At 65.3% G+C, this 24,953-nt stretch carries 23 protein-coding genes, 1 other RNA gene and 1 pseudogene; 15 read left to right on the top strand and 10 right to left on the bottom strand.

Annotated features, from left to right (window positions below; translation table 11 throughout):
* Positions 1-81: 81 nt before the first annotated feature.
* From ccoG to hemN, 6 genes are all read left to right on the top strand, one after another.
* A complete protein-coding gene (gene ccoG / locus AC4OR5_RS17275; RefSeq protein ID WP_003087288.1) occupies positions 82-1,497 on the top strand; it encodes a cytochrome c oxidase accessory protein CcoG in 1,416 nt (471 codons plus the stop codon).
* Positions 1,498-1,508: 11 nt separating this feature from the next.
* Entirely contained in the window at positions 1,509-2,048 is a 540-nt protein-coding gene (locus AC4OR5_RS17270; protein WP_003103941.1) for a FixH family protein, read from the top strand.
* Positions 2,045-4,480 (top strand): heavy metal translocating P-type ATPase, encoded by a 2,436-nt coding sequence (locus AC4OR5_RS17265; RefSeq protein ID WP_023126249.1) that lies wholly within the window; start codon positions 2,045-2,047, stop codon positions 4,478-4,480. The genes AC4OR5_RS17270 and AC4OR5_RS17265 overlap by 4 nt, the downstream gene beginning before the upstream one ends.
* The gene (gene ccoS, locus AC4OR5_RS17260) at positions 4,459-4,668 is read left to right on the top strand and encodes a cbb3-type cytochrome oxidase assembly protein CcoS (protein ID WP_003087273.1); all 210 of its coding nucleotides are present in this window, start codon (positions 4,459-4,461) and stop codon (positions 4,666-4,668) included. The genes AC4OR5_RS17265 and ccoS overlap by 22 nt, the downstream gene beginning before the upstream one ends.
* Positions 4,661-5,344 carry a sulfite exporter TauE/SafE family protein gene (locus AC4OR5_RS17255; protein WP_003087270.1) on the top strand — a complete coding sequence of 228 codons (684 nt, stop codon included), beginning with the start codon at positions 4,661-4,663 and terminating at the stop codon, positions 5,342-5,344. Before ccoS ends, AC4OR5_RS17255 begins: the two co-directional genes overlap by 8 nt.
* Positions 5,345-5,471: 127 nt before the next feature.
* On the top strand, positions 5,472-6,854 hold the full coding sequence (gene hemN / locus AC4OR5_RS17250) for an oxygen-independent coproporphyrinogen III oxidase (RefSeq protein WP_003087267.1): 1,383 nt from the start codon (positions 5,472-5,474) through the stop codon (positions 6,852-6,854).
* Positions 6,855-6,902: 48 nt separating this feature from the next.
* On the opposite strand, the gene AC4OR5_RS17245 is transcribed toward hemN, so the two are convergent.
* A complete protein-coding gene (locus AC4OR5_RS17245; protein ID WP_033961991.1) occupies positions 6,903-7,370 on the bottom strand; it encodes a hypothetical protein in 468 nt (155 codons plus the stop codon).
* Positions 7,371-7,615: 245 nt separating this feature from the next.
* On the opposite strand from AC4OR5_RS17245, the gene anr reads away from it, so the two are divergent.
* From anr to mdtI, 5 genes are all read left to right on the top strand, one after another.
* Positions 7,616-8,350, top strand: a complete 735-nt coding sequence (anr, locus tag AC4OR5_RS17240; protein ID WP_003087262.1) for a transcriptional regulator Anr — start codon at positions 7,616-7,618, stop codon at positions 8,348-8,350.
* Positions 8,351-8,435: 85 nt separating this feature from the next.
* A complete protein-coding gene (locus AC4OR5_RS17235; protein WP_003087259.1) occupies positions 8,436-8,984 on the top strand; it encodes an adenine phosphoribosyltransferase in 549 nt (182 codons plus the stop codon).
* Between the two features lie 239 nt (positions 8,985-9,223).
* A complete protein-coding gene (locus AC4OR5_RS17230; protein WP_003087258.1) occupies positions 9,224-10,060 on the top strand; it encodes a metal-dependent hydrolase in 837 nt (278 codons plus the stop codon).
* Positions 10,061-10,468: 408 nt separating this feature from the next.
* Positions 10,469-10,837 carry a multidrug/spermidine efflux SMR transporter subunit MdtJ gene (locus tag AC4OR5_RS17225; protein ID WP_003087256.1) on the top strand — a complete coding sequence of 123 codons (369 nt, stop codon included), beginning with the start codon at positions 10,469-10,471 and terminating at the stop codon, positions 10,835-10,837.
* Entirely contained in the window at positions 10,831-11,160 is a 330-nt protein-coding gene (gene mdtI, locus AC4OR5_RS17220) for a multidrug/spermidine efflux SMR transporter subunit MdtI (RefSeq protein ID WP_003103934.1), read from the top strand. Before AC4OR5_RS17225 ends, mdtI begins: the two co-directional genes overlap by 7 nt.
* A 525-nt stretch (positions 11,161-11,685) precedes the next feature.
* On the opposite strand, the pseudogene AC4OR5_RS17215 reads toward mdtI, so the two are convergent.
* Positions 11,686-11,853 (bottom strand): annotated as a pseudogene (locus tag AC4OR5_RS17215) (TetR family transcriptional regulator); the annotation flags it as partial.
* 122 nt (positions 11,854-11,975) lie between these two features.
* Here AC4OR5_RS17215 and AC4OR5_RS17210 point away from each other — a divergent pair.
* The 3 genes from AC4OR5_RS17210 to AC4OR5_RS17200 all read left to right on the top strand — a co-directional run bounded on the left by AC4OR5_RS17210 (position 11,976) and on the right by AC4OR5_RS17200 (position 15,056).
* Positions 11,976-13,559 carry a flavin-containing monooxygenase gene (locus tag AC4OR5_RS17210; protein ID WP_023436051.1) on the top strand — a complete coding sequence of 528 codons (1,584 nt, stop codon included), beginning with the start codon at positions 11,976-11,978 and terminating at the stop codon, positions 13,557-13,559.
* Complete coding sequence (locus AC4OR5_RS17205) at positions 13,556-14,443, top strand: SDR family NAD(P)-dependent oxidoreductase (protein ID WP_003087246.1); 888 nt, start codon at positions 13,556-13,558, stop codon at positions 14,441-14,443. The genes AC4OR5_RS17210 and AC4OR5_RS17205 overlap by 4 nt, the downstream gene beginning before the upstream one ends.
* A 73-nt stretch (positions 14,444-14,516) precedes the next feature.
* Positions 14,517-15,056, top strand: coding sequence for a CbrC family protein (locus tag AC4OR5_RS17200; protein WP_022580584.1), 540 nt, complete (start codon positions 14,517-14,519; stop codon positions 15,054-15,056).
* A gap of 12 nt (positions 15,057-15,068) precedes the next feature.
* Here AC4OR5_RS17200 and AC4OR5_RS17195 read toward each other — a convergent pair whose 3' ends face one another.
* From AC4OR5_RS17195 to dnaX, 4 genes are all read right to left on the bottom strand, one after another.
* Positions 15,069-16,217: an acyl-CoA dehydrogenase family protein gene (locus AC4OR5_RS17195; RefSeq protein ID WP_003111078.1), complete on the bottom strand. Its 1,149-nt coding sequence runs from the start codon at positions 16,215-16,217 to the stop codon at positions 15,069-15,071.
* A 122-nt stretch (positions 16,218-16,339) separates the two neighbouring features.
* Complete coding sequence (recR, locus tag AC4OR5_RS17190; protein WP_003087237.1) at positions 16,340-16,936, bottom strand: recombination mediator RecR; 597 nt, start codon at positions 16,934-16,936, stop codon at positions 16,340-16,342.
* A 78-nt stretch (positions 16,937-17,014) separates the two neighbouring features.
* Complete coding sequence (locus tag AC4OR5_RS17185; protein ID WP_003087236.1) at positions 17,015-17,341, bottom strand: YbaB/EbfC family nucleoid-associated protein; 327 nt, start codon at positions 17,339-17,341, stop codon at positions 17,015-17,017.
* A gap of 45 nt (positions 17,342-17,386) precedes the next feature.
* Positions 17,387-19,456 carry a DNA polymerase III subunit gamma/tau gene (gene dnaX / locus AC4OR5_RS17180; protein WP_034026239.1) on the bottom strand — a complete coding sequence of 690 codons (2,070 nt, stop codon included), beginning with the start codon at positions 19,454-19,456 and terminating at the stop codon, positions 17,387-17,389.
* Positions 19,457-19,492: 36 nt separating this feature from the next.
* Here dnaX and AC4OR5_RS17175 point away from each other — a divergent pair, with 36 nt between their 5' ends.
* Positions 19,493-20,359, top strand: a complete 867-nt coding sequence (locus tag AC4OR5_RS17175; RefSeq protein WP_023657576.1) for a substrate-binding periplasmic protein — start codon at positions 19,493-19,495, stop codon at positions 20,357-20,359.
* 178 nt (positions 20,360-20,537) lie between these two features.
* On the opposite strand, the gene AC4OR5_RS17170 is transcribed toward AC4OR5_RS17175, so the two are convergent.
* The 4 genes from AC4OR5_RS17170 to ligA form a co-directional block, all read right to left on the bottom strand.
* A complete protein-coding gene (locus AC4OR5_RS17170; RefSeq protein WP_003133016.1) occupies positions 20,538-21,620 on the bottom strand; it encodes a type I restriction endonuclease in 1,083 nt (360 codons plus the stop codon).
* 293 nt (positions 21,621-21,913) lie between these two features.
* Positions 21,914-22,010, bottom strand: an RNA gene (gene ffs / locus AC4OR5_RS17165) — signal recognition particle sRNA small type.
* 110 nt (positions 22,011-22,120) lie between these two features.
* Positions 22,121-22,498 (bottom strand): hypothetical protein, encoded by a 378-nt coding sequence (locus tag AC4OR5_RS17160; protein ID WP_003083354.1) that lies wholly within the window; start codon positions 22,496-22,498, stop codon positions 22,121-22,123.
* A 45-nt stretch (positions 22,499-22,543) separates the two neighbouring features.
* Positions 22,544-24,928, bottom strand: a complete 2,385-nt coding sequence (gene ligA / locus AC4OR5_RS17155) for an NAD-dependent DNA ligase LigA (protein ID WP_058161182.1) — start codon at positions 24,926-24,928, stop codon at positions 22,544-22,546.
* Positions 24,929-24,953: the final 25 nt, after the last annotated feature.

The raw sequence follows: 24,953 nt of genomic DNA, 5'->3' as shown, positions 1-24,953 counted from the left end.
ATAATCAGTAGGCGTGCAACTATTTTCTGACCCTGTCGGCATGTACCGGCCGGGCGCCCCCCACTGCCGTGGTACGCACTGATGAGCAAACAGATTCCCGTTCAAGACGTCACCCCGCCTGCCAAGGGCGACACCAATAACAACGATCTCTACGCCAAGCGCGAGAAGATCTACACCCGGGCCTTCACCGGTATCTTCCGCCGACTGCGCATGGTGGGCGGTGCGGCGCTCTTCCTCCTCTACTTCGGTACCGTCTGGCTCAACTGGAGCGGCCGCCAGGCCGTCTGGTGGGACCTGCCCGAGCGCAAGTTCTACATCTTCGGCGCCACCTTCTGGCCGCAGGACTTCATGCTGCTGTCCTGGCTGCTGATCGTCTGCGCCTTCGGCCTGTTCTTCATCACCGTGTTCGCCGGTCGCGTCTGGTGCGGCTATACCTGCCCGCAGAGCGTGTGGACCTGGATCTACATGTGGTGCGAGAAGGTCACCGAAGGCGACCGCAACCAGCGCATCAAGCTGGACAAGGCCCCGATGAGCGGCAACAAGCTGCTGCGCAAGACCGCCAAGCACAGCCTGTGGCTGCTGATCGGCCTGGTCACCGGCCTGACCTTCGTCGGCTACTTCTCGCCGATCCGCGAGCTGATTCCCGAGCTGCTCACCGGCCAGGCCGACGGCTGGGCCTACTTCTGGGTCGGCTTCTTCACCCTGGCCACCTACGGCAACGCCGGCTGGCTGCGCGAGCAGGTGTGCATCTACATGTGCCCCTACGCGCGCTTCCAGAGCGTGATGTTCGACAAGGACACCCTGATCGTCTCCTACGATCCGCGTCGCGGCGAGAAGCGCGGCCCGCGCAAGAAGTCCCTCGACTACAAGGCCCAGGGCCTGGGCGACTGCATCGACTGCACGATGTGCGTGCAGGTCTGCCCGACCGGCATCGACATCCGCGACGGCCTGCAGATCGAGTGCATCGGCTGCGCCGCGTGCATCGACGCCTGCGACAGCATCATGGAGAAGATGAACTACCCGAAAGGGCTGATCAGCTACACCACCGAGCACAACCTCAACGGCCAGAAGACCCACCTGGCCCGGCCGCGCCTGATCGGCTACGCCATCGCCCTGGTGCTGATGATTTCCGCCCTGATCACCGCGGTGGTCCTGCGCCCGCTGGTCGGCTTCGACGTCAGCAAGGACCGCGTGCTCTACCGCGAGAACGAACTCGGCCGCATCGAGAACGTGTACAGCCTGAAGATCATGAACAAGGATCAGCAGGACCACACCTACATCCTCGGCGCCAAGGGCCTCGAAGGCCTGACCCTGGAAGGCCGGCGCGAGCTGAAGGTGGCGGCGGGCGACATCCTCAACCTGCCGATGGAACTGTCCATCGAGCCGGAGAAGCTGCCTTCGACCACCAACGAGATCGTCTTCACCATCGAGTCGGCCGACGACCCGAGCATCCATAAAGAAGCGAAGAGTCGCTTCATTGGCCCACGCACCCGTTGAGTAACTTGAGCATGCAGTCCGAGACCCACCCTCAACCCTGGTACAAACACTTCTGGGCCTGGTTCATCGTGGCCCTCCTGGCGACCTCGGTGGTGCTCGGGCTGAGCCTGGTCACCATCGCAGTGCGCAACCAGGACACCCTGGTCACCGACAACTACTACGAGGCCGGCAAGGGCATCAACCGCTCCCTGGAACGCGAGAACCTGGCCGTACGCCTGCAAGTGCACGCCAAGGTCAAGGTCGACGACCTGACCGGCGAAGTCGAAGTGCGCCTGACCGGCAACAGCCGTCCGGAGCAACTCACCCTCAACCTGATCTCGCCGACCCAGCCGGAGAAGGACCGCCGCGTGGAGCTGCTGCGCAGCAACTCCGACCGCGAGCGCTACGTCGGGCAACTGACCGACGCCGTCGAGGGCCGTCGCTTCGTCGAACTGCTCGGCCAGGAAGGCAGCGGCCAGTGGCGCCTGTTCGAGGAAGAGGTGGTATCGCCGACCGTGGTCATGGAGCTGGGTGACGAACCACTCCAGGGAGCAGAAGCGAAGCGCCCATGAGCGCCCCCCTGCCCTGCTACCACTGCGGCTTGCCGGTCCCCGCCGGCAGCCGCTTCGAGGCCCGCGTGCTCGGCGAGACGCGGGCCATGTGCTGTCCGGGCTGCCAGGCGGTGGCCGAGGCCATCGTCGCCGGCGGCCTGGAAAGCTACTACCGGCACCGCAGCGAAAACGCCGCCAACCCCGAAGCCTTGCCCAAGGCGCTCAGCGAAGAGTTGCAGCTCTACGACCGCCCGGACGTACAGGGCGGCTTCGTCCGCCATGAGGGCGAGCTGGCGGAAACCAGCCTGATGATCGAAGGCATCAGTTGCGCCGCCTGCGGCTGGCTGATCGAGAAGCACCTGCGCCAGTTGCCTGGCGTGGCCGAGGCGCGGCTCAACCTGTCCAACCATCGCCTGCACGTGCGCTGGCAGGACAGCCAGTTGCCGCTCAGCCAGTTGCTCGGCGAACTGCGCCAGATCGGCTATGCCGGCCATCCCTACCAACCCGACCGCGCCACCGAGCGCCTGGCCATGGAGAACCGCCGCGCCCTGCGCCAGCTCGGTGTCGCCGGGCTGCTGTGGATCCAGGTGATGATGGCGGTGATGGCGACCTGGCCGGAATTCAACCTCGACCTTTCCGCCGGCATGGACCGCATCCTGCGCTGGGTCAGCCTGATCCTCACCACGCCGATCGTCTTCTACTGCTGCGGCCAGTTCTTCCGTGGCGCCCTGCGTGACCTGCGCACCCGCCACCTGACCATGGACGTCTCGGTGTCGCTGGCGATCGGCGGCGCCTACGTCGCCGGCATCTGGTCGACGATCACCGGCCAGGGCGAGCTGTATTTCGACGCGGTCGGCATGTTCGCCCTGTTCCTCCTCGCCGGCCGCTACCTCGAACGCCGCGCGCGGGAGCGCACCGCCGCCTCCACCGCGCAACTGGTCAACCTGCTGCCGGCGTCCTGCCTGCGCCTGGACGCCGCCAACCAGGGCGAGCGCATCCTGCTCAGCGAACTGCGCGTCGGCGACCGCGTACTGGTACCGCCAGGCGCCGTGCTGCCGGCCGACGGAGTGATCCTCGACGGCCAGTCCAGCGTCGACGAGTCGCTGCTCACCGGCGAGTACCTGCCCCATCCACGCCAGGCCGGCGACGCCGTCACCGGCGGCACCCTGAACGTCGAGGGGCCGCTGACCGTCGAGGTCGGCGCCCTTGGCGACGACAGCCGCCTGTCGGCCATCGTCCGCCTGCTGGAACGCGCCCAGGCGGACAAGCCGCGCCTGGCGGAACTGGCCGACAAGGTGGCGCAGTGGTTCCTGCTCATCGTCCTGCTGGTCGCCGCAGCGGTCGGCGCGCTGTGGTGGCAGGTCGACCACCAGCGCGCCTTCTGGGTGGTGCTGTCGCTGCTGGTCGCCACCTGCCCCTGCGCCCTGTCGCTGGCCACGCCCACCGCGCTCACCGCGGCCACCGGCAGCCTGCACAAGCTCGGCCTGCTGATCACGCGCGGGCACGTACTGGAAGGGCTGAACCACATCGACACGGTAATCTTCGACAAGACCGGCACCCTCACCGAAGGCCGCCTGACGCTCAAGCAGGTGCTACCCCTGCGCGATCTCGACGCGGATCGCTGCCTGGCCCTCGCCGCCGCCCTCGAGAACCGTTCCGAACACCCCATCGCCCGCGCCTTCGGCCGTGCGCCGGAGGCCGCCGACAGCGTCGCAAGCCATCCGGGGCTGGGCCTCGAAGGCCTGGTGGAAGGCCGCCGCCTGCGCATCGGCCAAGCCGCCTTCGTCAGCGACCTGGGCGGCAGCGCCACGCCCGCGATGCCCGGCGACTCCGGACAGTGGCTGCTGCTCGGCGACGAGCAGGGACCGCTGGCCTGGTTCGGTCTCGACGACCGCCTGCGCAGCGACGCCCCCGCCCTGCTCGCCGCCTGCAAGGCGCGCGGCTGGCGCACCCTCCTGCTATCCGGCGACGCCTCGCCGATGGTCGCCAGCGTCGCCGCCGAACTGGGCATCGACGAAGCCCGCGGCGGCCTGACCCCGGACGACAAGCTGGCCATGCTCGAACGCCTGCACGGCGAGGGCCGCCGGGTGCTGATGCTCGGCGACGGAGTCAACGACGTACCGGTGCTCGCCGGTGCCGATATCAGCGTCGCCATGGGCAGCGCCACCGACCTGGCCAAGACCAGCGCCGACGCGGTGCTCCTGTCCAACCGCCTGGACAGCCTGGTGCAGGCCTTCCGGCTGGCGCGCCGCACCCGCCATATCATCATCGAGAACCTGGCCTGGGCCAGCCTGTACAATGGCCTGGTCCTGCCCTTCGCCGCGCTCGGCTGGATCACCCCGGGCTGGGCGGCGATCGGCATGTCGGTCAGTTCGCTGCTGGTGGTGGTCAACGCCCTGCGGCTGACCCGAATCCCTTCGCCGAGGTCCGTATGGCCGCGCTCTACATCCTGATCCCCGTCGCGATCGTCATCGTCGCCATCGCCATCTACGTGTTCTTCTGGGCGGTGGACAGCGGCCAGTACGACGATCTCGACGGCCCCGCCCACAGCATTCTCTTCGACGACGAAGACCCGAAGCACCAGGCCGGCGTCGACGAAGCGGAGAAGCCGTCGAAACCCGAGGACCGACCGCGTGGCTGAACTGGCGCCGTTGCTGGTTTCCGCGCTGATCCTCGGCCTGCTCGGGGGAGGCCACTGCCTGGGCATGTGCGGCGGCCTGATGGGCGCCCTGACCCTGGCCATTCCCGCCGAACAGCGCGGCCGTCGCCTGCGCCTGCTGCTGGCCTACAACCTCGGCCGCATCCTCAGCTACGCCTGCGCCGGCCTGCTGCTCGGCCTGGCCGGCTGGGCGGTGGCGCGCACCCCGTTGGCCGGCGCGCTGCGGGTGGTCGCCGGGCTGCTGCTGATCGCCATGGGACTCTACCTGGCCGGCTGGTGGAGCGGCCTGACCCGCGTCGAGGCGCTCGGTCGCGGCCTCTGGCGCCACCTGGAACCCTTCGCCCGGCGCCTGCTGCCGGTCTCCAGCCTGCCACGGGCCCTGCTGCTCGGTGCGATCTGGGGCTGGCTGCCCTGCGGGCTGGTCTACAGCACCCTGCTCTGGGCCACCAGCCAGGGATCGGCACTGGACAGCGCGCTGCTGATGCTGGCGTTCGGCCTCGGCACCTGGCCGGTTCTGCTGGCCACCGGCATGGCCGCCGAACGGGTGACCGCCCTGCTGCGCCGTCGCGGCGTACGCATCGTGGGCGGCCTGATGGTCATCCTCTTCGGCCTCTGGACCCTCCCAGGACCGCACCAGGCCTGGCTGATGGGGCATTGACGGACGCCCGTCCCAACATCGGGCGACACATCCTGTATACATTCACCCGCTTGATACAAATCAACAGGCCTTCCCGGCGCAATCCCTAGACTTCCCGACTAAAGCTCGCCAACTGGGGATCTCTGGCATGCTCGACACCATTCGCTGGGACGCTGACCTGATTCGGCGCTACGACCTTTCCGGCCCGCGTTACACCTCCTATCCGACCGCCGTGCAGTTCCACGAAGGCATCGGCCCGTTCGACCAGTTGCACGCCCTGCGCGACAGCCGGAAGGCCGGACACCCCCTGTCGCTCTACGTGCACATCCCGTTCTGCGCCAACATCTGCTACTACTGCGCCTGCAACAAGGTGATCACCAAGGATCGCGGGCGCAGCGCGCCGTACCTCGCGCGCCTGGTCCGCGAGATCGAGATCGTCAGCCGCCACCTCTCCCGCGAGCAGGTGGTCGAGCAACTGCACTTCGGTGGCGGAACCCCGACCTTCCTCAGTCCCGGGCAGTTGCGCGAACTCATGTCGCAATTGCGCACCCACCTCAACCTGCTGGACGACGATTCGGGCGACTACGGCATCGAGATCGACCCGCGCGAGGCCGACTGGTCGACCATGGGCCTGCTCCGCGAACTCGGTTTCAACCGCGTCAGCCTCGGCGTACAGGACTTCGACATGGAGGTGCAGAAGGCGGTCAACCGCATGCAGACCCCGGAGGAGACCCGTACCATCGTCGAGGCCGCGCGCACCCTGCAGTACCGCTCGATCAACCTCGACCTGATCTACGGACTGCCGAAACAGACGCCGGACAGCTTCGCCCGCACCGTCGACGAAGTGATCGCGCTACAGCCGGATCGCCTCTCGGTGTTCAACTACGCCCACCTGCCCGAGCGTTTCATGCCGCAGCGGCGGATCAACGCCGACGACCTGCCGAGCCCGGGCCAGAAGCTGGAAATGCTCCAGCGCACCACCGAGCAACTCGCTGCGGCGGGCTACCGCTATATCGGCATGGATCACTTCGCCCTGCCCGACGACGAGTTGGCCAGCGCCCAGGAAGACGGCACCCTGCAACGCAATTTCCAGGGCTACACCACCCACGGGCATTGCGACCTGGTAGGTCTCGGGGTCTCGGCGATCAGCCAGATCGGCGACCTCTACAGTCAGAACAGCAGCGACATCAACGACTACCAGACCAGCCTCGACAACGGCCAGTTGGCGATCCGCCGCGGCCTGCACTGCAACAGCGACGACCGGGTGCGGCGCGCGGTGATCCAGCAACTGATCTGTCACTTCGAACTGGCCTTCGAGGATATCGAGACGGAGTTCGGCATCGACTTCCGCAGCTACTTCGCCGAGCTGTGGCCCGACCTCGAACGCTTCGCCGCCGACGGCCTGATCCGCCTGGACGCCAAGGGCATCGACATCACCTCCTCCGGGCGTCTGCTGGTGCGTTCGATCTGCATGCTGTTCGACCGCTACCTGCCCAGCCTCAACCGGCAGCGCTTCTCCCGGGTGATCTGAAAGCGCACCGCCCTGCCCGCACGACAGGGCGGTGAATCCCCGCCCCTTCTACCGGCTGCCCATGACCTTCATGATCAGCGCCGGGTCGCTGATACCCATCTCCTTGATGGCCGATGCCATCGCTGCCGTCGCCGTCTGCAGGGCGGAGTTGAGTTGTTGCAGCTCCTTCTGCAACTCAGGCACGCGAGCCTCCTTCGTCCCCGGGTCGGACGCCCTCATGGCCTCCTGCAGCTCCCTGAGCTTCTCCTCGATCTTCTTCTTCAACTCGCGGATCATCTTCACCATCGGCCGCAACTCCTGCGGGATATCCTCGTCCTCCTCCTCCACCGGCACCCCCATGGTGGCGGCCAGCTCGCGCCCTGCCTGGGAAAGCTGTACATGCTGATCGGCGGCCTCGGTGCCGGCGGCCGGGTCTTCCGCCTGCTCGGCGGTGCCGGTCCGCGCGGCCTTGGCATCCGCGGCGGCGCGCGACGAGGGCGGCACCTGGGTGGTGATCCAGCCACTGAGGGTCAACATTCCAGTCACTCCGGGAAAAATGGAATTCTTCCATTGGATCGGCCCGCGCTTCGCGAACTTGAGCCCCCTTTTCGTCGCCCCTTGACAGGATGCGACAGGTAGTCGCAGTTGTTTGACGCAAGTCACTGATTGGAAACGCCATCGGCCTGTCAGAAATGGTCGTTGCCAGACCTATGGCTGGCACCCGCATCGCGGCTGCGTTACCCTTACTCCTGTTGTGCCTTTAACCTAGCAAGGACCCCTCAATGGCCGAAACCATCAAGGTGCGCGCACTGCCCCAAGCACACTGCAAGGATTGCAGTCTGGCCCCGCTGTGCCTCCCCCTGTCGCTGACCGTGGAAGACATGGATTCGCTGGACGAGATCGTCAAGCGCGGTCGTCCCCTGAAGAAAGGCGAATTCCTGTTCCGCCAGGGCGATCCTTTCGGCTCGGTCTTTGCCGTGCGCTCCGGCGCCCTGAAAACCTTCAGCATCACCGATGCCGGCGAAGAGCAGATCACCGGCTTCCACCTGCCCAGCGAGCTGGTCGGCCTGTCCGGGATGGATACCGAGACCTATCCGGTATCGGCCCAGGCCCTGGAAACCACCTCGGTCTGCGAGATTCCCTTCGAGCGCCTGGACGAACTGTCCGAGCAGCTGCCACAGCTGCGCCGCCAACTGATGCGCCTGATGAGCCGGGAAATCCGCGATGACCAGCAGATGATGCTGCTGCTGTCGAAGAAGACTGCCGACGAGCGCATCGCCACCTTCTTGGTCAATCTGTCGGCGCGCTTCCGTGCCCGCGGCTTCTCCGCCCAGCAGTTCCGCCTGGCCATGTCGCGCAACGAGATCGGCAACTATCTCGGCCTGGCCGTGGAAACCGTGTCGCGGGTCTTCACCCGCTTCCAGCAGAACGGCCTGATCAGCGCGGAAGGCAAGGAAGTGCACATCCTCGACTCCATCGAGCTGTGCGCCCTCGCCGGCGGCCAGCTGGAAGGCTGAAGCGCCTGCGAACCGCCGACGGGCCCGCCTCAGCGCGGGCCCGTTGTATGATGGGCCCCGAAAAACGCCCAGCCCAGGATCTTCCATGATTTTCGACGAGTTCACCCTCAAGTCGCAGATCCGCGCCGTGCCGGACTTTCCCAAGCCCGGCGTGGTGTTCCGCGACATCACCCCGCTGTTCCAGTCGCCGCGCGCGCTGCGCATGACCGTGGACAGCTTCGTCCAGCGCTACATCGAGGCCGATTTCAGCCACATCGGCGCCATGGATGCCCGCGGCTTCCTCATCGGCTCGGCGGTGGCCTATGCGCTGAACAAGCCGCTGGTCCTGTTCCGCAAGCAGGGCAAGCTACCCGCCGACGTACTCGCCGAGGGCTACCAGACCGAATACGGCGAGGCCTTCCTCGAAGTACATGCCGACAGCCTCTGCGAAGGCGACAGCGTACTGATCTTCGACGACCTCATCGCCACCGGCGGGACCCTGCTGGCGGCCGCGAGCCTGGTACGACGCCTCGGGGCCAGGGTCTTCGAGGCCGCGGCGATCATCGACCTGCCGGAACTCGGCGGCTCCACTCGCCTGCAGGACGCCGGCATCTCCACCTTCAGTCTCACCGCGTTCGCTCTCGACGAGCGTTGATACGCCGGGGCGCGCCCTGGCGCCCCGCGTTCGCTCCTTGCGCCCCATCTTCCGTCTGGTCGAGCCGACCTGGCCATTAATGACTTCGAAATGGCCAGGAATGACCTCCCGCTGTTGGACAATCCTGCAATAATTACATCAGCTAATGACACATTCAGAGGTGTTATAGCGAACTCGCCATAGGGAACCCGAGGAAACCTGTGCGTTTCCCCTCCCCAGAACAACAAAAGGAGTTAGCCATGACTGCCACTGGCACCGCCTCCCCGGTTCGCGCCAATTTCCCCGTGCGGCGGATGGATTTCAGCTTCAGCGAAACCCCGAAGTACTGGTGGGACGGCCAACCCTTCATGACCCAGTTCATGAACAACCTGTCCTCGCTCTTCCCCTACGGCGAAAAATTCTTCGTCGATAGCGTCCGCGCGGTGCGCGACCGCCTGGAGGATCCGCAACTGAAGAAGGACGTCAGCGCCTTCATCGGCCAGGAGGCGATGCACTCGAAGGAGCATGCCGCCTACAACGAATATGCCGAGGAGCACGGGGTCGACCTGGAGTGCCTCGAACTGCGGATCAAGGTCCTGCTGGAAAACGTCAGCAAGGTCACCACCAGGAAACACCAGTTGGCGATCACCTGCGCCCTCGAGCATTTCACCGCGACCATGGCCGCACAGCTGCTCAAGCGCGAAGACCTGACCATCCAGATGCAGTCGCCGAAGATGTACAAGCTGTGGATGTGGCATGCCATCGAGGAGAACGAACACAAGAATGTCGCCTACGATGTGTACCAGAAAGTCTACGGCGGCTACTTCACCCGGGTTCTGGTGATGATGCTGACCACCCTGATGTTCTTCGGCGTCATCGGCTGGTTCCAGCTCGACCTGCTACGTAAGGACGGCCAATTGTTCAACTGGCGCTCCTGGAAGCATGGCCTGGGCACCCTGTTCGGCCTGCGCAAGGGCTTCTTCACCCGCCTGCTGCTGCCCTACCTGGACTACTACCGGCCGGGCTTCCACCCCAGCGACCATGACACCGCGAAACTGGAGAAATACTGGAAGGACAAACTGGCCTTCGCCGATTGAGGCCCGCTTCCGCCAGTGCCGCTCCGCCCCCGACGCCAGGCCCCGCCTGGCGTTTCTTATTCGAGAGAAGAACAGGATATTGCACACGGAAAAGCCTCCGTTTCGACTACCGTTCCTGAATCCGCCATTTTACGGAGGAAATAATTAGTCAATTCCTATCGATTGGCTTTTTACGATGCCCTGAGGTAATATCATGTTCATTATGTTGAACACAAAGGCATTACCTCTCCCCACTTCCCGTCTGGTCTCCCGCGAGCGTCACTGGACCGGCGACCTCTAGCTCCCTCCCTCGACACCTGCTGTCGGTGGCGACCGCCCTTGCGCTTCGCGGTCTTTCCCGCACCTCGCCACCGCTCTTCGTCATCTTTGGCCGCGGCCTCCATTCCGCGGTGCCCATGGGAGGGCAACATGCGTTCCTGGATCTATCTGTTACTGGCTATCGGCGCCGAAGTGATCGGCACCACCTCGATGAAACTGGCCGCCACCCACGCCCCTGTCGCAGGCATGCTGCTGATGTACGGGATGATCGGCCTGTCCTATTTCTTCCTCGCCCTGGCGGTCAAGCGTGTCCCCGTCGGAGTCGCCTACGCCCTTTGGGAAGGCATTGGCATCGTCCTGATCACGGCGGTCAGCGTCGCCTGGCTGGGCGAAAGCATCGGCCTGTACAAGGCCGTCGGCCTCGGCGTGATGATCGCCGGCATCCTGCTGATCAAGTCCGGCACCCGCAACGCCAGCGGCACGCCGGCGCAGCCCCGTGGGGAGGCCGTCACATGCTGACCCTGAACTGGATTCCCTTCGCCTGGCTCGGCCTGGCGATCGCCCTCGAGGTCGTCGCCAACCTGCTGTTGAAATACTCCGACGGTTTCCGCAGGCGCGGCCTCGGGATCGCCTCGATCCTCTGCGTGATGGCCGCCTTCACCGCGCTGGCGCAGGCGGTGAAGGACATCGAGCTGTCACTCGCCTATGCGATCTGGGGCGGCTTCGGCATCCTCGCCACCGTCGCCATGGGCTGGGCGCTGTTCGGCCAGCGCCTGGCCTGGCGCGGCTGGCTCGGCCTGTTGCTGCTGCTGGCCGGCATGAGCCTGCTCAAGCTGGCCTGACGCCTCGGCGTCCAACGAAACGCCCATCATCTGCAGGACCGCGGCGCCGGTGAACAACAGCAGTATCTGTTCCTCACCCAGGGCGCAGATTTCCCGACGCCGCTCCGGCTGGCCGATATAGTCCAGCGACAACTGAAACAGCTGGCGGCCGATCAGGCTGGAGAGGCGGCGGATGGTCGCCTCGCTCACCGCCGGCAACAACCTGAATTCGATGATGTCCTCCGACATGTCCTCGGCGAACTCATCCATGATCTGACGCAGGGCACCACGCAGCACCGGCGAAGCCCCATGCAGTTCGCGCACGCCGACGATGAACGCGGCGGGATTGCTCTCCACGAAGTCGAAGAACAGCCGCACCGTCTCCCGGCAGACCCGCCGCCCCCTTTCCAGGTCCAGCCCGAACGGCGTCGTCTGCGCTCGGGCGCTGGGCGCCGCACGAGTCGCGGCCTCGCGGCGAAGCTGGCGCAGCGGCTGGCGCAGCTGGGTAGAGATGTCGCGGATCATGGTCAGGCCAAGATCGTCGATATCGCGGAAATGCCGATAGAAGGTGTTCGGATTCAGGCCCGCCTCGCGCGCCAGCTCGCGCAAGCCGATGGCCCCCAGGCTGCGGCTGCTGCTGCCCAGGCGCAAGGCCGCCTCCAGCAAGGCGCGTTTGCCGGGAGCGTCGGCAACCCTGTCCTTCGTTTCGTTCATATCGCTCATGTTCCACCTGGTTGTTTCCATGCGCCACAAGTTCGGCCGTTGCGCCGCGCCGACCCTACCTAAGGTTGGCTTGACCCTGAAGTATACAGATGTCTACATTCGCAGGTAGACGAGTGTATACGCCAGCAAACAATCATAACAGGAGCTTGGCCATGAGTACCCAACCCACCCCTGCCGCCGCCCGGCACTGCAAGGTCGCCATCATCGGCACCGGTTTCTCCGGGCTGGGGATGGCGATCCGTCTCCGCCAGGAAGGCGAGGACGACTTCCTGATCTTCGAAAAGGACGCCGGCGTCGGCGGCACCTGGAGAGTCAACAACTACCCTGGCTGCGCCTGCGACGTGCAATCCCACGTCTATTCCTTCTCCTTCGAAGCGAACCCGGAGTGGACGCGGATGTTCGCCCGCCAGCCGGAAATCCGCGCCTATCTGGAGAAGTGCTGGGAAAAATACCGCTTGCAGGAAAAGACCCTGCTGAACACCGAGATCGGCAAGCTGGCCTGGGACGAGCGGCAAAGCCTCTGGCACCTGCATGACGCCCAGGGCAACCATTACACCGCGAACGCCGTGGTTTCCGGCATGGGCGGCCTGTCCACCCCGGCCTATCCGCGCCTCGATGGCCTGGAGAACTTCCAGGGCAAGGTCTTCCATTCCCAGCAGTGGGACCATGACTACGACCTCAAGGGCAAGCGCGTGGCGGTGATCGGCACCGGCGCCTCGGCGATCCAGTTCGTCCCGGAGATCCAGCCGCTGGTGGCCGCGCTCGATCTCTACCAGCGCACTCCGCCATGGATCCTGCCCAAACCCGACCGGGCAATCAGCGAAACCGAGCGCCGCCGCTTCCGGCGCTTCCCGCTGGTGCAGAAGCTCTGGCGCGGCGGCCTCTACAGCCTGCTCGAAGGGCGGGTGCTGGGCTTCACCTTCGCCCCGCAGGTGATGAAGCTGGTGCAGCGCCTGGCGATCCGCCACATCCACAAGCAGATCAAGGATCCGGAACTGCGCCGCAAGGTCACGCCGGACTACACCATCGGCTGCAAGCGCATCCTCATGTCGCACAACTACTACCCGGCCCTGGCTGCCGCCAATTCCACGGTGATCACCGAAGGCATCCGCGCCGTCACCGCCAACGGAATCGTCGACGGCAACGGCCAGGAACGCGAGGTCGACGCGATCATCTTCGGTACCGGCTTCACCGCCAACGATCCGATCCCCCGCGGAGTGGTCTTCGGTCGCGACGGCCGCGACCTGCTGGACAGCTGGACCAAGGGCCCGGAAGCCTACAAGGGCACTACCACCGCCGGCTTCCCCAACCTGTTCTTCCTGATGGGACCGAACACCGGCCTCGGCCACAACTCGATGGTCTACATGATCGAGTCGCAGATCGCCTACGTCCTCGATGCGCTGAAGCTGATGAAGCGCCGCGAACTGCTCAGTCTCGAGGTCAAGGCCCCGGTGCAGGAACGCTACAACGAATACCTCCAGCGCAAGCTGGACCGCAGCGTCTGGAGCGTGGGCGGTTGCAAGAGCTGGTACCTGCATCCGGTCAGCGGCCGTAACTGCACCCTGTGGCCGGGATTCACCTGGCGCTTCCGTGCCCTGACCCGGCAGTTCGACGCCTCCGCCTACCACCTCACCACGACACCGCTCGCCGCCCTGAGCAACGAAGCCCGCCAACAGGCCGAAGGGGTACCCGCATGAAGTCGTTCGAAAACAAAGTCGCCGCCATCACCGGCGCAGGCTCGGGCATCGGTCGCGCCCTGGCCGTGGAGCTGGGCAGGCAGGGTTGCCATCTGGCCCTGGCCGACGTCAATGCCGCAGCTCTCGAGGAAACCCGCCAATTGCTCGCCAGCAGCGGGGTACGCGTCTCCACCGCGGTCGTCGACGTGGCCGACCGCGAGCAGGTGCAGGCCTGGGCCGACAAGGCAGCCAGCGAACATGGCCGGGTGAACCTGATCTTCAACAACGCGGGCGTCGCCCACGCCGGTACCGTGGAAGGCAGCGACTACTCGGAATACGAGTGGATCATGAACATCAACTTCTGGGGCGTGGTGAACGGCACCAAGGCGTTCCTTCCGCACCTGAAGGCCTCCGGCAACGGTCACGTGGTCAATGTCTCCAGCGTCTTCGGGCTGTTCGCCCAGCCCGGCATGAGCGCCTACAACGCCACCAAGTACGCGGTGCGTGGCTTCACCGAGTCGTTGCGCCAGGAACTGGACATGGAGGACTCCGGCGTCTCCGCCAGTTGCGTGCATCCCGGCGGGATTAAGACCAACATCGCCAAGACCGCGCGAATGAACGAGAGCATGGCCAAGGTCACCGGCCAGGCTGCCGACAAGGCTCGCCAGCAATTCAACGACCAGTTGCTGCGGACCACCCCGGAGAAGGCCGCCCAGGTCATCCTGCGCGGCGTGCAGCGCGACAGCCGGCGCATCCTGATCGGCGCCGACGCCCACGCGATCGACGTGATGCTGCGCCTGGCGCCAGTGCTCTACCAGCGCGTGGTCACCGCCAGCATGCGCCTGGCAGCGCGCTTCGCGCCGCGCCCGAAGAGCCCCCAGGGCGCCCGCGAAGCCAGCGAGTGAACAGGCCCGCCGGGTAGCCGCTAGGCTGCCCGGCACGTCATACTCGACAGCCAGTCTCCAGGGCACGGCCGTCATGAACCTTCCCCTTCCGCACTTCCGCTACCATCCCGAACCGCTCGCCAGCGGCAGCATCGAGACTTCCGCCGCCACCTGCCAGTGCTATGGCAAGGCTCGTGGCTACGTCTACACCGGTTCGCCCTATTCCCGCCACGAGTTGCCGCCCGGTAGCCTTTGCCCCTGGTGCATAGCCGACGGCAGCGCGGCCGCCCGCTACGAAGCGAGCTTTTCCGACGATTATCCGCTGCTCGACGCCGGCGTCGCCGCGAATATCGTCACCGAAGTCTGCGAGCGCACGCCCGGCTACGCCTCCTGGCAGCAGGAGCGCTGGCTGGTTTGCTGCGAGGATGCCTGCGCCTTTCGCGGCGACGCGGGGCGTGAGGAAATCGGGCAACTGGGAGCCGAGGGCCTGGCGCAGCGCTTCGCCGATTTCGCCTGGCCGGCTATCACCTGGCAACGCCTCGTCGACGCCTATACGCCCGGCGGCAATCCGGCCATCTACCGCTTCGACTGCCTGCACTGTGGCCAGGCGCATTACGACCTGGACTTCACCTGATAGAACGCGGCCCTACAACCCCATCTGCTTGCCGATGATCTCGTTCATGATTTCCCGCGAACCGCCGCCGATGGAGAGAATCCGGTTGTCGCGATACAGCCGCTCCACTAGGCTTTCGCGCATGTAGCCCATGCCGCCGAGCACCTGCACGGCATCATAGGTCAGGCGATCGGCGACATCGGTAGCGAAGTTCTTGGCCATCGAGATCTCCTTGATCACGCTCTTGCCGGCAGCCATCTTCGCTGCCTGGCGATAGGTGAACTCGCGGGAAACCTCCAGTTGCGTGGCCATTTCCGCGAGACGATGGCGCAGCACCTGGAACTTGCCGATCGGCTTGCCGAACGCTTCTCGCTCGCGCGCCCAGCGCAGCGACTCCTCCAGAGCCAGTTGCGCGGTCATGTTGGCCATCACCGCCAGGGCCAGGCGCTCGCTCTGGAAATTGGCCATGATGCAGGCGAAGCCAGCGTTCTCCACGCCGATCAGGTTTTCCGCAGGCACCCGGCAGTCGTCGAAGAACAGTTCGGCGGTATCCGACGCCCACCAGCCCATCTTCTTCAGCTTGCGTCCGACACTGAACCCGGCAGTGCCCTTCTCCACCAGCAGCAGGCTGATGCCGGCGAAACCCTCGCCGCCGGTACGCACCGCCACCGTGTAGTAGTCCGCGCGCACGCCGCTGGTGATGAAGGTCTTGCTGCCGCTGACGCGATAGTGATCGCCATCGCGCACCGCACGGGTCTTCAGGTTGGCCACGTCGGAGCCGCCGGAGGGCTCGGTGACCGCCAGGGCCATGATCTTCTCGCCGCGCAGCACCGCCGGCACCACCCGCTCGCGCACCTCGGGACGGGCCCACTTGACCACCGGAGGCAAGCCGATATCCAGCGATCCCAACCCGGCGACCAGGCCGCCGGAACCGCAGCGCATGAGCTCTTCGCTGGCCGCCACCTTGGCGAACAGATCGCCTTCGCAACTGCCGCCGTAGGCTTCCGGGTAGCCGATGCCGAGGATCCCGGCCGCGCCGGCCTTGAGATAGAGTTCACGGGGAAATTCCTCGGCCTCCTCCCATTCATCGATGTGCGGCAACACCTCGCGCTCGACGAAACGGCGCACCGAATCCCGGATCAGTTGATGGGACTCGTCGAAGTACTGCTGGAAGTCAGTCATGGCCGGGCTCCTGATGGGAGCCTCAGAACTTACCTAGCGCTTGCTTGGTTTTCAATACGGGAAACTGGCCATCGGCGAGGGCGTATAGGCCGCCCTTCCTACGGACACGGGAGGCACAGGGCTCAGGAGATCGGCCGCCGTCCGGCCAGGGCGTGGGCCAAGGTGCCGCCATCGACCAGCTCCAGCTCGCCACCCAGCGGCACGCCATGGGCGATACGCGACAAGGTCAGGCCGCGGCCGGCCAGTAGCTGGGCGATATAGTGGGCGGTGGCCTCGCCTTCCACGGTGGGGTTGGTGGCGAGGATCACCTCGCTGAAGGCTCCGTCCCTGATCCGCGCTTCCAGTTCGGGAATGCCGATCGCCTCCGGCCCCAGGCCGTCGAGCGGCGACAGGTGTCCCTTGAGCACGAAATAGCGGCCGCGGTAGCCGGTCTGCTCCACCGCGAATACGTCCAGCGGGCCTTCCACCACGCAGAGCAGCGAGTCGTCGCGTCGCGGGTCGGCGCACTGCGGACACAGCTCCTCCTCGCTGAGGGTACGGCACTGCCGGCAATGACCGACCCCTTCCATCGCGGCGGTCAACGCCTGGGCCAGCTTCAGGCCGCCGCTGCGATCGCGCTCCAGCAGCATCAGCGCCATGCGCTGGGCCGACTTCTGCCCGACACCGGGAAGAATGCGCAGGGACTCGATCAGTTGGCGGATCAGCGGGCTGAAACTCATGCAGGACTCGTCGGATAGAGGGAGGGGAATGGCTGCCGGGCGCCGTCCGAAGAAGGCGGACCCGGCACGAACGCGGGATCAGAAGGGCATCTTGAAGCCGGGCGGCAGTTGCATGCCCGAGGTGAAGCCGGACATCTTTTCCTGGTTGTTCTGCTCGATCTTGCGCACCGCATCGTTGACCGCGGCGGCGATCAGGTCTTCGAGGATTTCCTTGTCTTCCTGCATCAGGCTGTCGTCCAGGCTGACGCGCTTGACGTCGTGGCGCCCGGTCATCACCACGCTGACCAGACCGGCGCCGGATTGCCCGGTCACTTCGGCGTTGGCCAGCTCTTCCTGCATCTTCTGCATCTTTTCCTGCATCTGCTGCGCCTGCTTCATCAGGCCGGCCATGCCACCTTTCATCATGTTCTTCACCTCGAATGTCGTCTTGTTGCGTGCGCCAAGCGCCGGTCAGGCCTTGGCTTCCAAAGGTTCGATGGTACCGTCACGGACCACCGCGGCGAACTGCTCGCGCAACTGCCGGACCAACGGGTCGGCATCGATCGATGCCTCGGCCGCCCGCTGGCGCTCGGCACGCCGGCGTGCCGCTGCCTGGGCCGGGGTCTCCTGCTCAGGCTTCTGCAGGGTCACCTCCAGTTTGAGGGTGCGCCCCAGGTGCTGGTTCAGCGCATCGTTCAGCCGCCGCTGCTGGGTGGCGTTGAACAGCGCGCTCTGGCCCGGATCGAGATGCAGGTGCCAGTGGTCGTCGTCGGCGGCTACCAGCGTACAGTTGGCAGCGATGCTGGCGGTCAGGCCGCCGAGGCCGAGCCGCGGGAACAGCTCCAGCCACTCCGCGGCCAGGCCGGTGGCCGGCTTCGCCGCCGGCAGCGGCTCCTCCACCACGACCACGTCAGGCTCGGGCGCGGCATCCAGGTAGGCCAGGGTATCCATGTCGACTTCGTAGTAGTCGTCCGCGGGCGGTGGCTCGTCGTCCTGCTCGTCCTGCTCGTCAGGCGCTACCGGCAACGCAGCCGGCAGGGCTTCCAGAACGGTTTCCACCACCGCCTCGACCGCCACTGCCGGAGGGACCGAGGGAGCCTCCACGGCTAGCGGCTCGGGCTCGGGCTCGGGCTCGGGCTCGGGCTCGGGCTCGGGCTCGGGCTCGGCAGCGAGGCTCGGAGCCGGCTCTTCCCAGGGCAAGTCGACGACCTCTGCCGCGGCGGCGGGCTCTTCGACAACCGCTTCCGCGACGCGCACCTCGACCGCCGCCGGCGGCGCGGATGGCGCTGCCGCCGGGGCAGCCGGGGCTTCGACGGGCGCAGCCACGACAGGCGCGGCAGCAACGGCAGCGACCGGCGCAGGCGAGGCCGCGCCGGCCACGGGGGAGTTGGCGGGATCAGTCGTGGCCTTGCTGATCCCCAGGTCCTTTAGCGGCGTCCTCGGCGCGCCGTCGGCGTCCGCCGGGCGGAACGCGAGCATCCGCAGCAACACCATCTCGAAGCCGCTACGCGGATCGGGCGCCAGCGGCAGGTCGCGACGGCCGATCAGGCCCATCTGGTAATAGAACTGTACGTCTTCCGCCGGCAACGCCTGGGCCAGGGCCAGCACCCGCTCGCGGTCGCCCTGGCCATTGTCGATCGCTTCCGGCAGGGCCTGGGCGATCGCGACGCGGTGCAGCACGTTGAGTATTTCGGCAAGCACGCCGCCCCAGTCCGGCCCCTGCTCGGCCAGGTGGCGCACCGCTTCGAGCAGGGCGCGCGCATCGCCCTCCAGCAAGGCCTGGAGCACGCCATAGACCTGGCCGTGATCGAGGGTACCGAGCATCGCCCGCACGTCTGCGGCCAGCACCTTGCCCTCGCCGAAGGCGATGGCCTGGTCGGTCAGGCTCATGGCGTCACGCATCGAGCCGTCGGCGGCGCGCCCGAGCAACCACAGGGCGTCATCCTCGAAGGGCACGTTCTCGGCTCCGAGCACGTGGGTCAGGTGCTCGACCACCCGCTCCGGCGGCATGTTCTTCAGGGAGAACTGCAGACAGCGCGAGAGGATGGTCACCGGCAACTTCTGCGGGTCGGTGGTGGCCAGCAGGAACTTGACGTGCGGCGGCGGCTCCTCGAGGGTCTTGAGCAGCGCATTGAAACTGTGCGACGAGAGCATGTGCACTTCGTCGATCAGGTAGACCTTGTAGCGGCCGCGGGTCGGCGAGTACTGCACGTTGTCGAGCAGCTCGCGGGTATCCTCGACCTTGGTCCGGCTCGCGGCGTCCACTTCGATCAGGTCGACGAAGCGGCCTTCGTCGATTTCGCGACAGACCGAGCATTCGCCGCACGGCGTGGAGCTGACCCCGGTCTCGCAGTTCAGGCACTTGGCCAGGATCCGCGCGATGGTGGTCTTGCCGACCCCGCGGGTACCGGTGAACAGGTAGGCATGGTGCAGCCGCTGATTGTCCAGGGCGTTGATCAGAGCCTTGAGCACATGGGTCTGGCCGACCATTTCACGGAAGGAACGGGGACGCCATTTACGCGCAAGAACTTGATAACTCATCGAAAACCGTCGCAGAAGGGAAGCACAAGTCGGCCAATGCTAGCGCAATTTACCCCTTCTGCGCTCGCCGACTTGGCAAACTGCGTGCTAAGAATTCCCCTGGCCCTTCAGCAGCCCTCGTCGGTGGCAATGACTCTACCTTCCCTGACATCGTTCATGCCTCATTTCGGCGCACCGGCGCTGCTCCTGCTGCAGTTGCTCGCCGCCCTGCCAGCGACGGCCGCGGAGACCGACGCGACGCCATTGCGCTTCTCGGTGATGGAAAGCTGGAGCATGCCGTTGGTCCGCCTGCAACGGGGCCAGCCGATCGACGGCATCGTCTACGACATCACCCGCTCCCTTGCCCGGCAGGTCGGCCGCAAGGCGCTCTACCACCCCTACCCGCGCGGGCGCATCGAGCAGGCGATGAACGCTGGCGAAATCGATGTCCGCTGCTACATCAGCCCCGCCTGGCTCAGCCACGACTTCCCCGGCTATCGCTGGAGCGTCGCGCTGCTGGTGCAACGCGACATCCTGGTCGCCCGCGAAGGCTTCGCGCCGATTCCCGAGGCGCTGCCGGCCCAGCGTATCGGTACCGTCCTCGGCTACAGCTATCCCCGCTTGCAAGCGCTGTTCGACATCGGCCGGCTGCGCCGCGACGATGCGCGCACCCAGGACCTGGTGCTGGAAAAGCTGCGCGCCGGCCGCTACCGCTACGCGGTCAGCCATCAACTGTCGCTGCACTGGAGCAACCGCCAGGCGCCGGGGCAGCCGCCACTCCAGGAAGCCGCGCAGCTCGAGGAAACGGCAGTGAGCTGCCTGGTGCGGGATTCCGCAGAGGTTCCGGTGGAAGCGATACTGAAGACGTTCGAGGAAATGAAACGCAGCGGAGAGATCGAGGAGATACTGCAGCGCTACCGATGAGAGCGTCGACGGCCTGCGAAAAATGGCGGGCCTGAAATGGAGGCGGCCCCGCCAGTAGCATCCTAACGCCGACAAGGCATCACCCGACGCCAACTGGTATCGCCTCAGGAACGGGGCGAAGTAATACAGGAAATGAAAAAGCCCGCTAGTCAGCGGGCTCCTATTAGCAGCACGCAGCTCATTCGTAGTAAGCAATGGAGCCCTTGAGCTGATCTGCGAATGTGTAGATGTCATCCAGGGAGGAGATAGGATGACGAGTTTCGTTCTTCTCTTGGTCGAACAGGCCAATGTACTTCTGACTACGATTGAAGTGAAGCCTGCAAATCGGCTTCCGGTTGTTATCGTCCAGCAACACGCCGAAGTAGCTCTGCGTATCGCGATGCACAATCCGCTTCGCATCAACGACAGCCCGAACAATAGCCTTAACGATATGAAACCCCTCCAGCTCCTCCAGCGTGGTGTGGACTCGGTCATCGTCAGTATTGCTTTCAGCCTGAGATGCCATGGAAGGCTCTGCGGGCGCCATCGTGATCGCCGGCTGAATTGCACCGCTCATGGCCGACTTCAAGCGGTCGTTGACCTGATCTCCTAGAAATTGAGACGCAGCCTTTCGGGTTAGAACACCAAACTGCTCTCGCACCTTCTGCGTGATGATTCCGTCGTATACGCGCGCAGCGAAAAACCTCACGAAATCGTCGTCAGGCTGATTGAACTGATTGGCCATTTCCCGCTTGATCTGACTCACGTACTTCAGCTCCCCAGCCGCATTGATGATCGAATCAACATCGAATGCAGCCTTGGTTAGCTTCTGGAGCTCGGGCAATACGTGCTCATCAACATCCAGCAGATCAAGCTCCAGGAACGGCTTTTCGTCCATCTTGTTGGGAGCGTCTAGGTCCGTGAAGAACTTGTAGACCTGCCCGTTAGTGAGGATGGAGATTCGGGCACTCGTGACGTGGAAGTAGCGGAAAAGCTGGCTGGCATGATTGATGTGCAAAGGCTCACCGATCTTCTTGCACTCAATCAGAATCTGAATCTGGCCATCCTTCAGAATGGCGTAGTCGATCTTCTCGCCTTTCTTGGTACCGATGTCGCAGATGTATTCAGGCGTCACCTCGGACGGGTCGAACACATCGTAGCCGAGCACAGAGTTTATGAAGGGCATCACCAAGGCAGTCTTGGTGCCTTCCTCCGTCTGGATCGCCCCGCCTTGCTGTCGAACCTTGGCTGAGAGTGCATTCAGTCGCTCTACGAATTCCATGTCACGCTCCTTGTTGAGAACACATTCATCGTAGTAACAGGCGTCGATACTGGCAATTGGCAAGCACAGCCCGCCAGTTGACCCAGCTCAAAGGCAGCAGCGAAGGCTTCGGTACGGACAGCAGAGCACCAGCTCTACAGCGATTCAGCGGTATGACGACCTACATCAGAGAAAAGCGGACGGCTAGAATCGCCCTTACGGCGCACCACACAGGTGTATCAGGGCGCTGTCACACTCAGAGTTTTTCAGGAGAGGAAGTCCTTTAGAATTAAGGACCTACGAAATGGAGGCGGCCCCGCCAGCCACACCCCGGCACACAATGTTCCCGCTGTGGCTGCTTCCTTCCGGACCTGACCAGGTTGACGGGTAATCGTTGCGGGGGGACCGACAGGGCCACCATTGCAGCCTACCCTCGGGTAGGCCGCGCCATTCTACCGGCTTGCGCGTAAGTTACAACCACTTCAAGCACTTACGTTTGCAATCCATTTCGCGAAAGCGGTTCATTGCTGCTGGATCAGACCCTCCGGCGGCGGCTGGGTCGATACGCTCAGCTCGGTATCGACATACAGGTCCAGGGTGCCCCAGCCCGGCTTGGTGCTGAACGACGCATACTTCTCCTCACCGCGATGGAAGGAGAAGGCGATCCGGTAATCGCTGCCGCCGAACAGCTTCACCGGAAACTCGCGGACCTGGCCGGGCCGGATCTCCCCGGAGAAGGTTTCCACGCCCTGCTCCTTGTAGCTGTAGGCGATCGGCGCCGAAGCCTGGCCACTGTAATGCAGCAGGATGCGCGGCCGCTCGCTCCAACCCACGTAGGCGCCGAACAGCACCACCAATGCGAGCACGCCCAGCAACCGCTGCTTTCTTGCCTTGTCCATCGTTAACTCCAGTCTTCGGAAATCTTTCGCAGCAGCGCCGCCGCTTCAGCGGGCGACGCCGTGCTCGTCGAACAGTTTCAGCAGGCCGTCTTCGTCGAGCACCTTCACGCCCAGCTCGTTGGCCTTGGCCAGCTTCGAGCCGGCGCCGGGCCCGGCGACCACGCAGTGGGTCTTGGCCGACACCGAGCCGGCCACCTTGGCGCCGAGCCCTTCCAGCTTGTCCTTGGCCACGTCCCGGCTCATCGCCTCCAAGGTGCCGGTCAGCACCCAGGTCTGCCCGGCCAGAGGCAGGCCTTCGACCGCCTTGCGCTCGCTCTGCCAATGCATGCCGAACTCACGCAACTGCGCCTCGATGGCCAGGGCACGCTGCACGTTGGCCGGCTCGTCGAAGAAATCGCGCAGGCTTTTCGCCGCTCGCTCGGGCAGACGCTCCACCTGGCGTAGATCGAGCCAGTCGGCGCGGATGATGCCGTCGAGCGAACCGAAGCGGCTGGCCAGCTTTTCCGCACCGGTGGCGGCGATGAAGGGAATGTTCAGCTTGTCGATGAAACCGGCCAGCGAGGCACAAGCGGCGAACTCCGCGGCGACCTCGCCCTCTTCCTGCAACTGCACGCCATGTTCGGCATCGCGCAACTGGGCGATCACCTGGCGGTTGTGCTCGTCGGCGAAGAAGTTGTGGATCTCGTAGGCCACCTCGGCGCCGACGTCCGGCAGGTAGGTCAACACTTCCGGCAGCGCCTTGCCGATCCGCTCGAGCGAACCCAGCGAACGCGCCAGCAGCTTGGCGGTTTCCTCGCCGACGTCGGGAATCCCCAGGGCGAAGATGAAGCGCGCCAGCGAAGGCTTGCGGCTGTCGGCGATGGCCGCCAGCAGGTTGTTGGTGGACAGCTCGGCGAACCCTTCCAGCTCGAACACCTGTTCATAGGTCAGGGTATAGAGATCCGCCGGCGAGGCGACCAGCCCGCGATCCACCAGTTGCTCGACGATCTTGTCGCCAAGACCGTCGATGTCCATTGCCCGGCGCGATACGAAATGGATGATCGCCTGCTTCAACTGCGCCTGACAGGAGAGGCGGCCGACGCAGCGATAGATGGCGCCCTCGCTGATCGACTCCTTGCCCTTGCTGCGCTTGACCAACTGGGTCCGCTCCACCGCCGAGCCGCAGACCGGGCAATGCTCGGGCACCTCGATCGCCTGCGCATCCGCCGGGCGGCGCTCGAGCACCACCTGCATGACCTGCGGAATCACATCGCCAGCACGGCGGATCACCACCGTATCGCCGATGCGCAGGCCCAGGCGGGCGACTTCATCCATGTTGTGCAGGGTCGCATTGGACACCGTGACGCCGGCCACCTGCACCGGCTTGAGGCGTGCCACCGGGGTCACGGCGCCGGTGCGGCCGACCTGGAACTCGACGCCCAGCAGCTCGGTCAGCTCCTCGCGCGCGGGGAACTTGTGGGCGATCGCCCAACGCGGCTCGCGCGCGCGGAAGCCCAGTTCGCGCTGGAAGGCAATGCGGTTGACCTTGAACACCACGCCGTCGATCTCGTAGGCCAGCGCATCGCGTCGGCGACCGATGTCGTCGTAGTAGTCGCGGCAGGCCTGGGCGCCCTTGACCAGGCGCAGCTCGCGACTGATGGGGATACCCCAGCCGCGGAACGCCTCGAGGATGCCCACCTGGGTGTCCGGCAGCGTCCCGCTGACCTGGCCGAAGCCGTAGGCACAGAACTCCAGCGGGCGACTGGCGGTGATCTTCGAATCCAGCTGGCGCAGGCTGCCGGCCGCCGCGTTGCGCGGGTTGGCGAAGGTCTTGCCGCCGGTTTCCAGGGCCTTGGCGTTGAGCGCCTCGAAACCGGCCTTGGACATGAACACCTCGCCGCGCACTTCGAGGGTCTCCGGCCAGCCTTCGCCGTGCAGCTTCAGCGGTACGTTGCGAATGGTGCGTACGTTGCTGGTGATGTCCTCGCCGGTGCTGCCGTCGCCGCGGGTGGCGCCGCGCACCAGTTGGCCGCGCTCGTAGAGCAGGCTGACGGCCAGGCCGTCCAGCTTCGGCTCGCAACTGTACTCGACCTCCGCGCCACCGCCGAGCAGGTCGCCGCCAGGCAACAGGTCGGCCAGTCCTTCGCGTACGCGGCGGTCGAAGTCCAGCAGGTCCTGCTCCTCGAAGGCGTTGCCGAGGCTGAGCATGGGGATCTCATGGCGCACTTCGCCGAACGCCGAGGCCGGAGTGCCGCTGACCCGCTGGGTCGGCGAGTCGGGCGTCAGCAGTTGCGGGTACTCGGCCTCCAGCGCCTGCAACTCGCGGAACAGGCGATCGTATTCGGCGTCGGGAATGCTCGGTTCGTCGAGCACGTAGTAACGGTAGTTGTGAGTGTCCAGTTCGGTTCGCAGTTGCGCGATGCGTTCGGCGGCAGCCTGGGTGTCGGTCATGGTGGGAGTCCGTGAAACGAAAAGA

Source organism: Pseudomonas sp. YA1 (genome assembly GCF_058680555.1).
The sequence above is the reverse complement of the archived record's forward strand: the minus strand, read 5'-3'. Positions and strand labels throughout refer to the sequence as shown.

Excerpts from the sequence above, each read along its gene's own strand:
- ccoG (WP_003087288.1), top strand. The coding sequence starts at position 82 with ATGAGCAAACAGATTCCCGTTCAAGACGTCACCCCGCCTGCCAAGGGC.
- AC4OR5_RS17270 (WP_003103941.1), top strand. The coding sequence starts at position 1,509 with ATGCAGTCCGAGACCCACCCTCAACCCTGGTACAAACACTTCTGGGCC.
- AC4OR5_RS17265 (WP_023126249.1), top strand. The coding sequence starts at position 2,045 with ATGAGCGCCCCCCTGCCCTGCTACCACTGCGGCTTGCCGGTCCCCGCC.
- ccoS (WP_003087273.1), top strand. The coding sequence starts at position 4,459 with ATGGCCGCGCTCTACATCCTGATCCCCGTCGCGATCGTCATCGTCGCC.
- hemN (WP_003087267.1), top strand. The coding sequence starts at position 5,472 with ATGCTCGACACCATTCGCTGGGACGCTGACCTGATTCGGCGCTACGAC.
- AC4OR5_RS17245 (WP_033961991.1), bottom strand. The coding sequence starts at position 7,370 with ATGTTGACCCTCAGTGGCTGGATCACCACCCAGGTGCCGCCCTCGTCG.
- anr (WP_003087262.1), top strand. The coding sequence starts at position 7,616 with ATGGCCGAAACCATCAAGGTGCGCGCACTGCCCCAAGCACACTGCAAG.
- AC4OR5_RS17235 (WP_003087259.1), top strand. The coding sequence starts at position 8,436 with ATGATTTTCGACGAGTTCACCCTCAAGTCGCAGATCCGCGCCGTGCCG.
- AC4OR5_RS17230 (WP_003087258.1), top strand. The coding sequence starts at position 9,224 with ATGACTGCCACTGGCACCGCCTCCCCGGTTCGCGCCAATTTCCCCGTG.
- AC4OR5_RS17225 (WP_003087256.1), top strand. The coding sequence starts at position 10,469 with ATGCGTTCCTGGATCTATCTGTTACTGGCTATCGGCGCCGAAGTGATC.
- mdtI (WP_003103934.1), top strand. The coding sequence starts at position 10,831 with ATGCTGACCCTGAACTGGATTCCCTTCGCCTGGCTCGGCCTGGCGATC.
- AC4OR5_RS17205 (WP_003087246.1), top strand. The coding sequence starts at position 13,556 with ATGAAGTCGTTCGAAAACAAAGTCGCCGCCATCACCGGCGCAGGCTCG.
- AC4OR5_RS17200 (WP_022580584.1), top strand. The coding sequence starts at position 14,517 with ATGAACCTTCCCCTTCCGCACTTCCGCTACCATCCCGAACCGCTCGCC.
- AC4OR5_RS17195 (WP_003111078.1), bottom strand. The coding sequence starts at position 16,217 with ATGACTGACTTCCAGCAGTACTTCGACGAGTCCCATCAACTGATCCGG.
- recR (WP_003087237.1), bottom strand. The coding sequence starts at position 16,936 with ATGAGTTTCAGCCCGCTGATCCGCCAACTGATCGAGTCCCTGCGCATT.
- AC4OR5_RS17185 (WP_003087236.1), bottom strand. The coding sequence starts at position 17,341 with ATGATGAAAGGTGGCATGGCCGGCCTGATGAAGCAGGCGCAGCAGATG.
- dnaX (WP_034026239.1), bottom strand. The coding sequence starts at position 19,456 with ATGAGTTATCAAGTTCTTGCGCGTAAATGGCGTCCCCGTTCCTTCCGT.
- AC4OR5_RS17175 (WP_023657576.1), top strand. The coding sequence starts at position 19,493 with ATGCTAGCGCAATTTACCCCTTCTGCGCTCGCCGACTTGGCAAACTGC.
- AC4OR5_RS17170 (WP_003133016.1), bottom strand. The coding sequence starts at position 21,620 with ATGGAATTCGTAGAGCGACTGAATGCACTCTCAGCCAAGGTTCGACAG.
- AC4OR5_RS17160 (WP_003083354.1), bottom strand. The coding sequence starts at position 22,498 with ATGGACAAGGCAAGAAAGCAGCGGTTGCTGGGCGTGCTCGCATTGGTG.
- ligA (WP_058161182.1), bottom strand. The coding sequence starts at position 24,928 with ATGACCGACACCCAGGCTGCCGCCGAACGCATCGCGCAACTGCGAACC.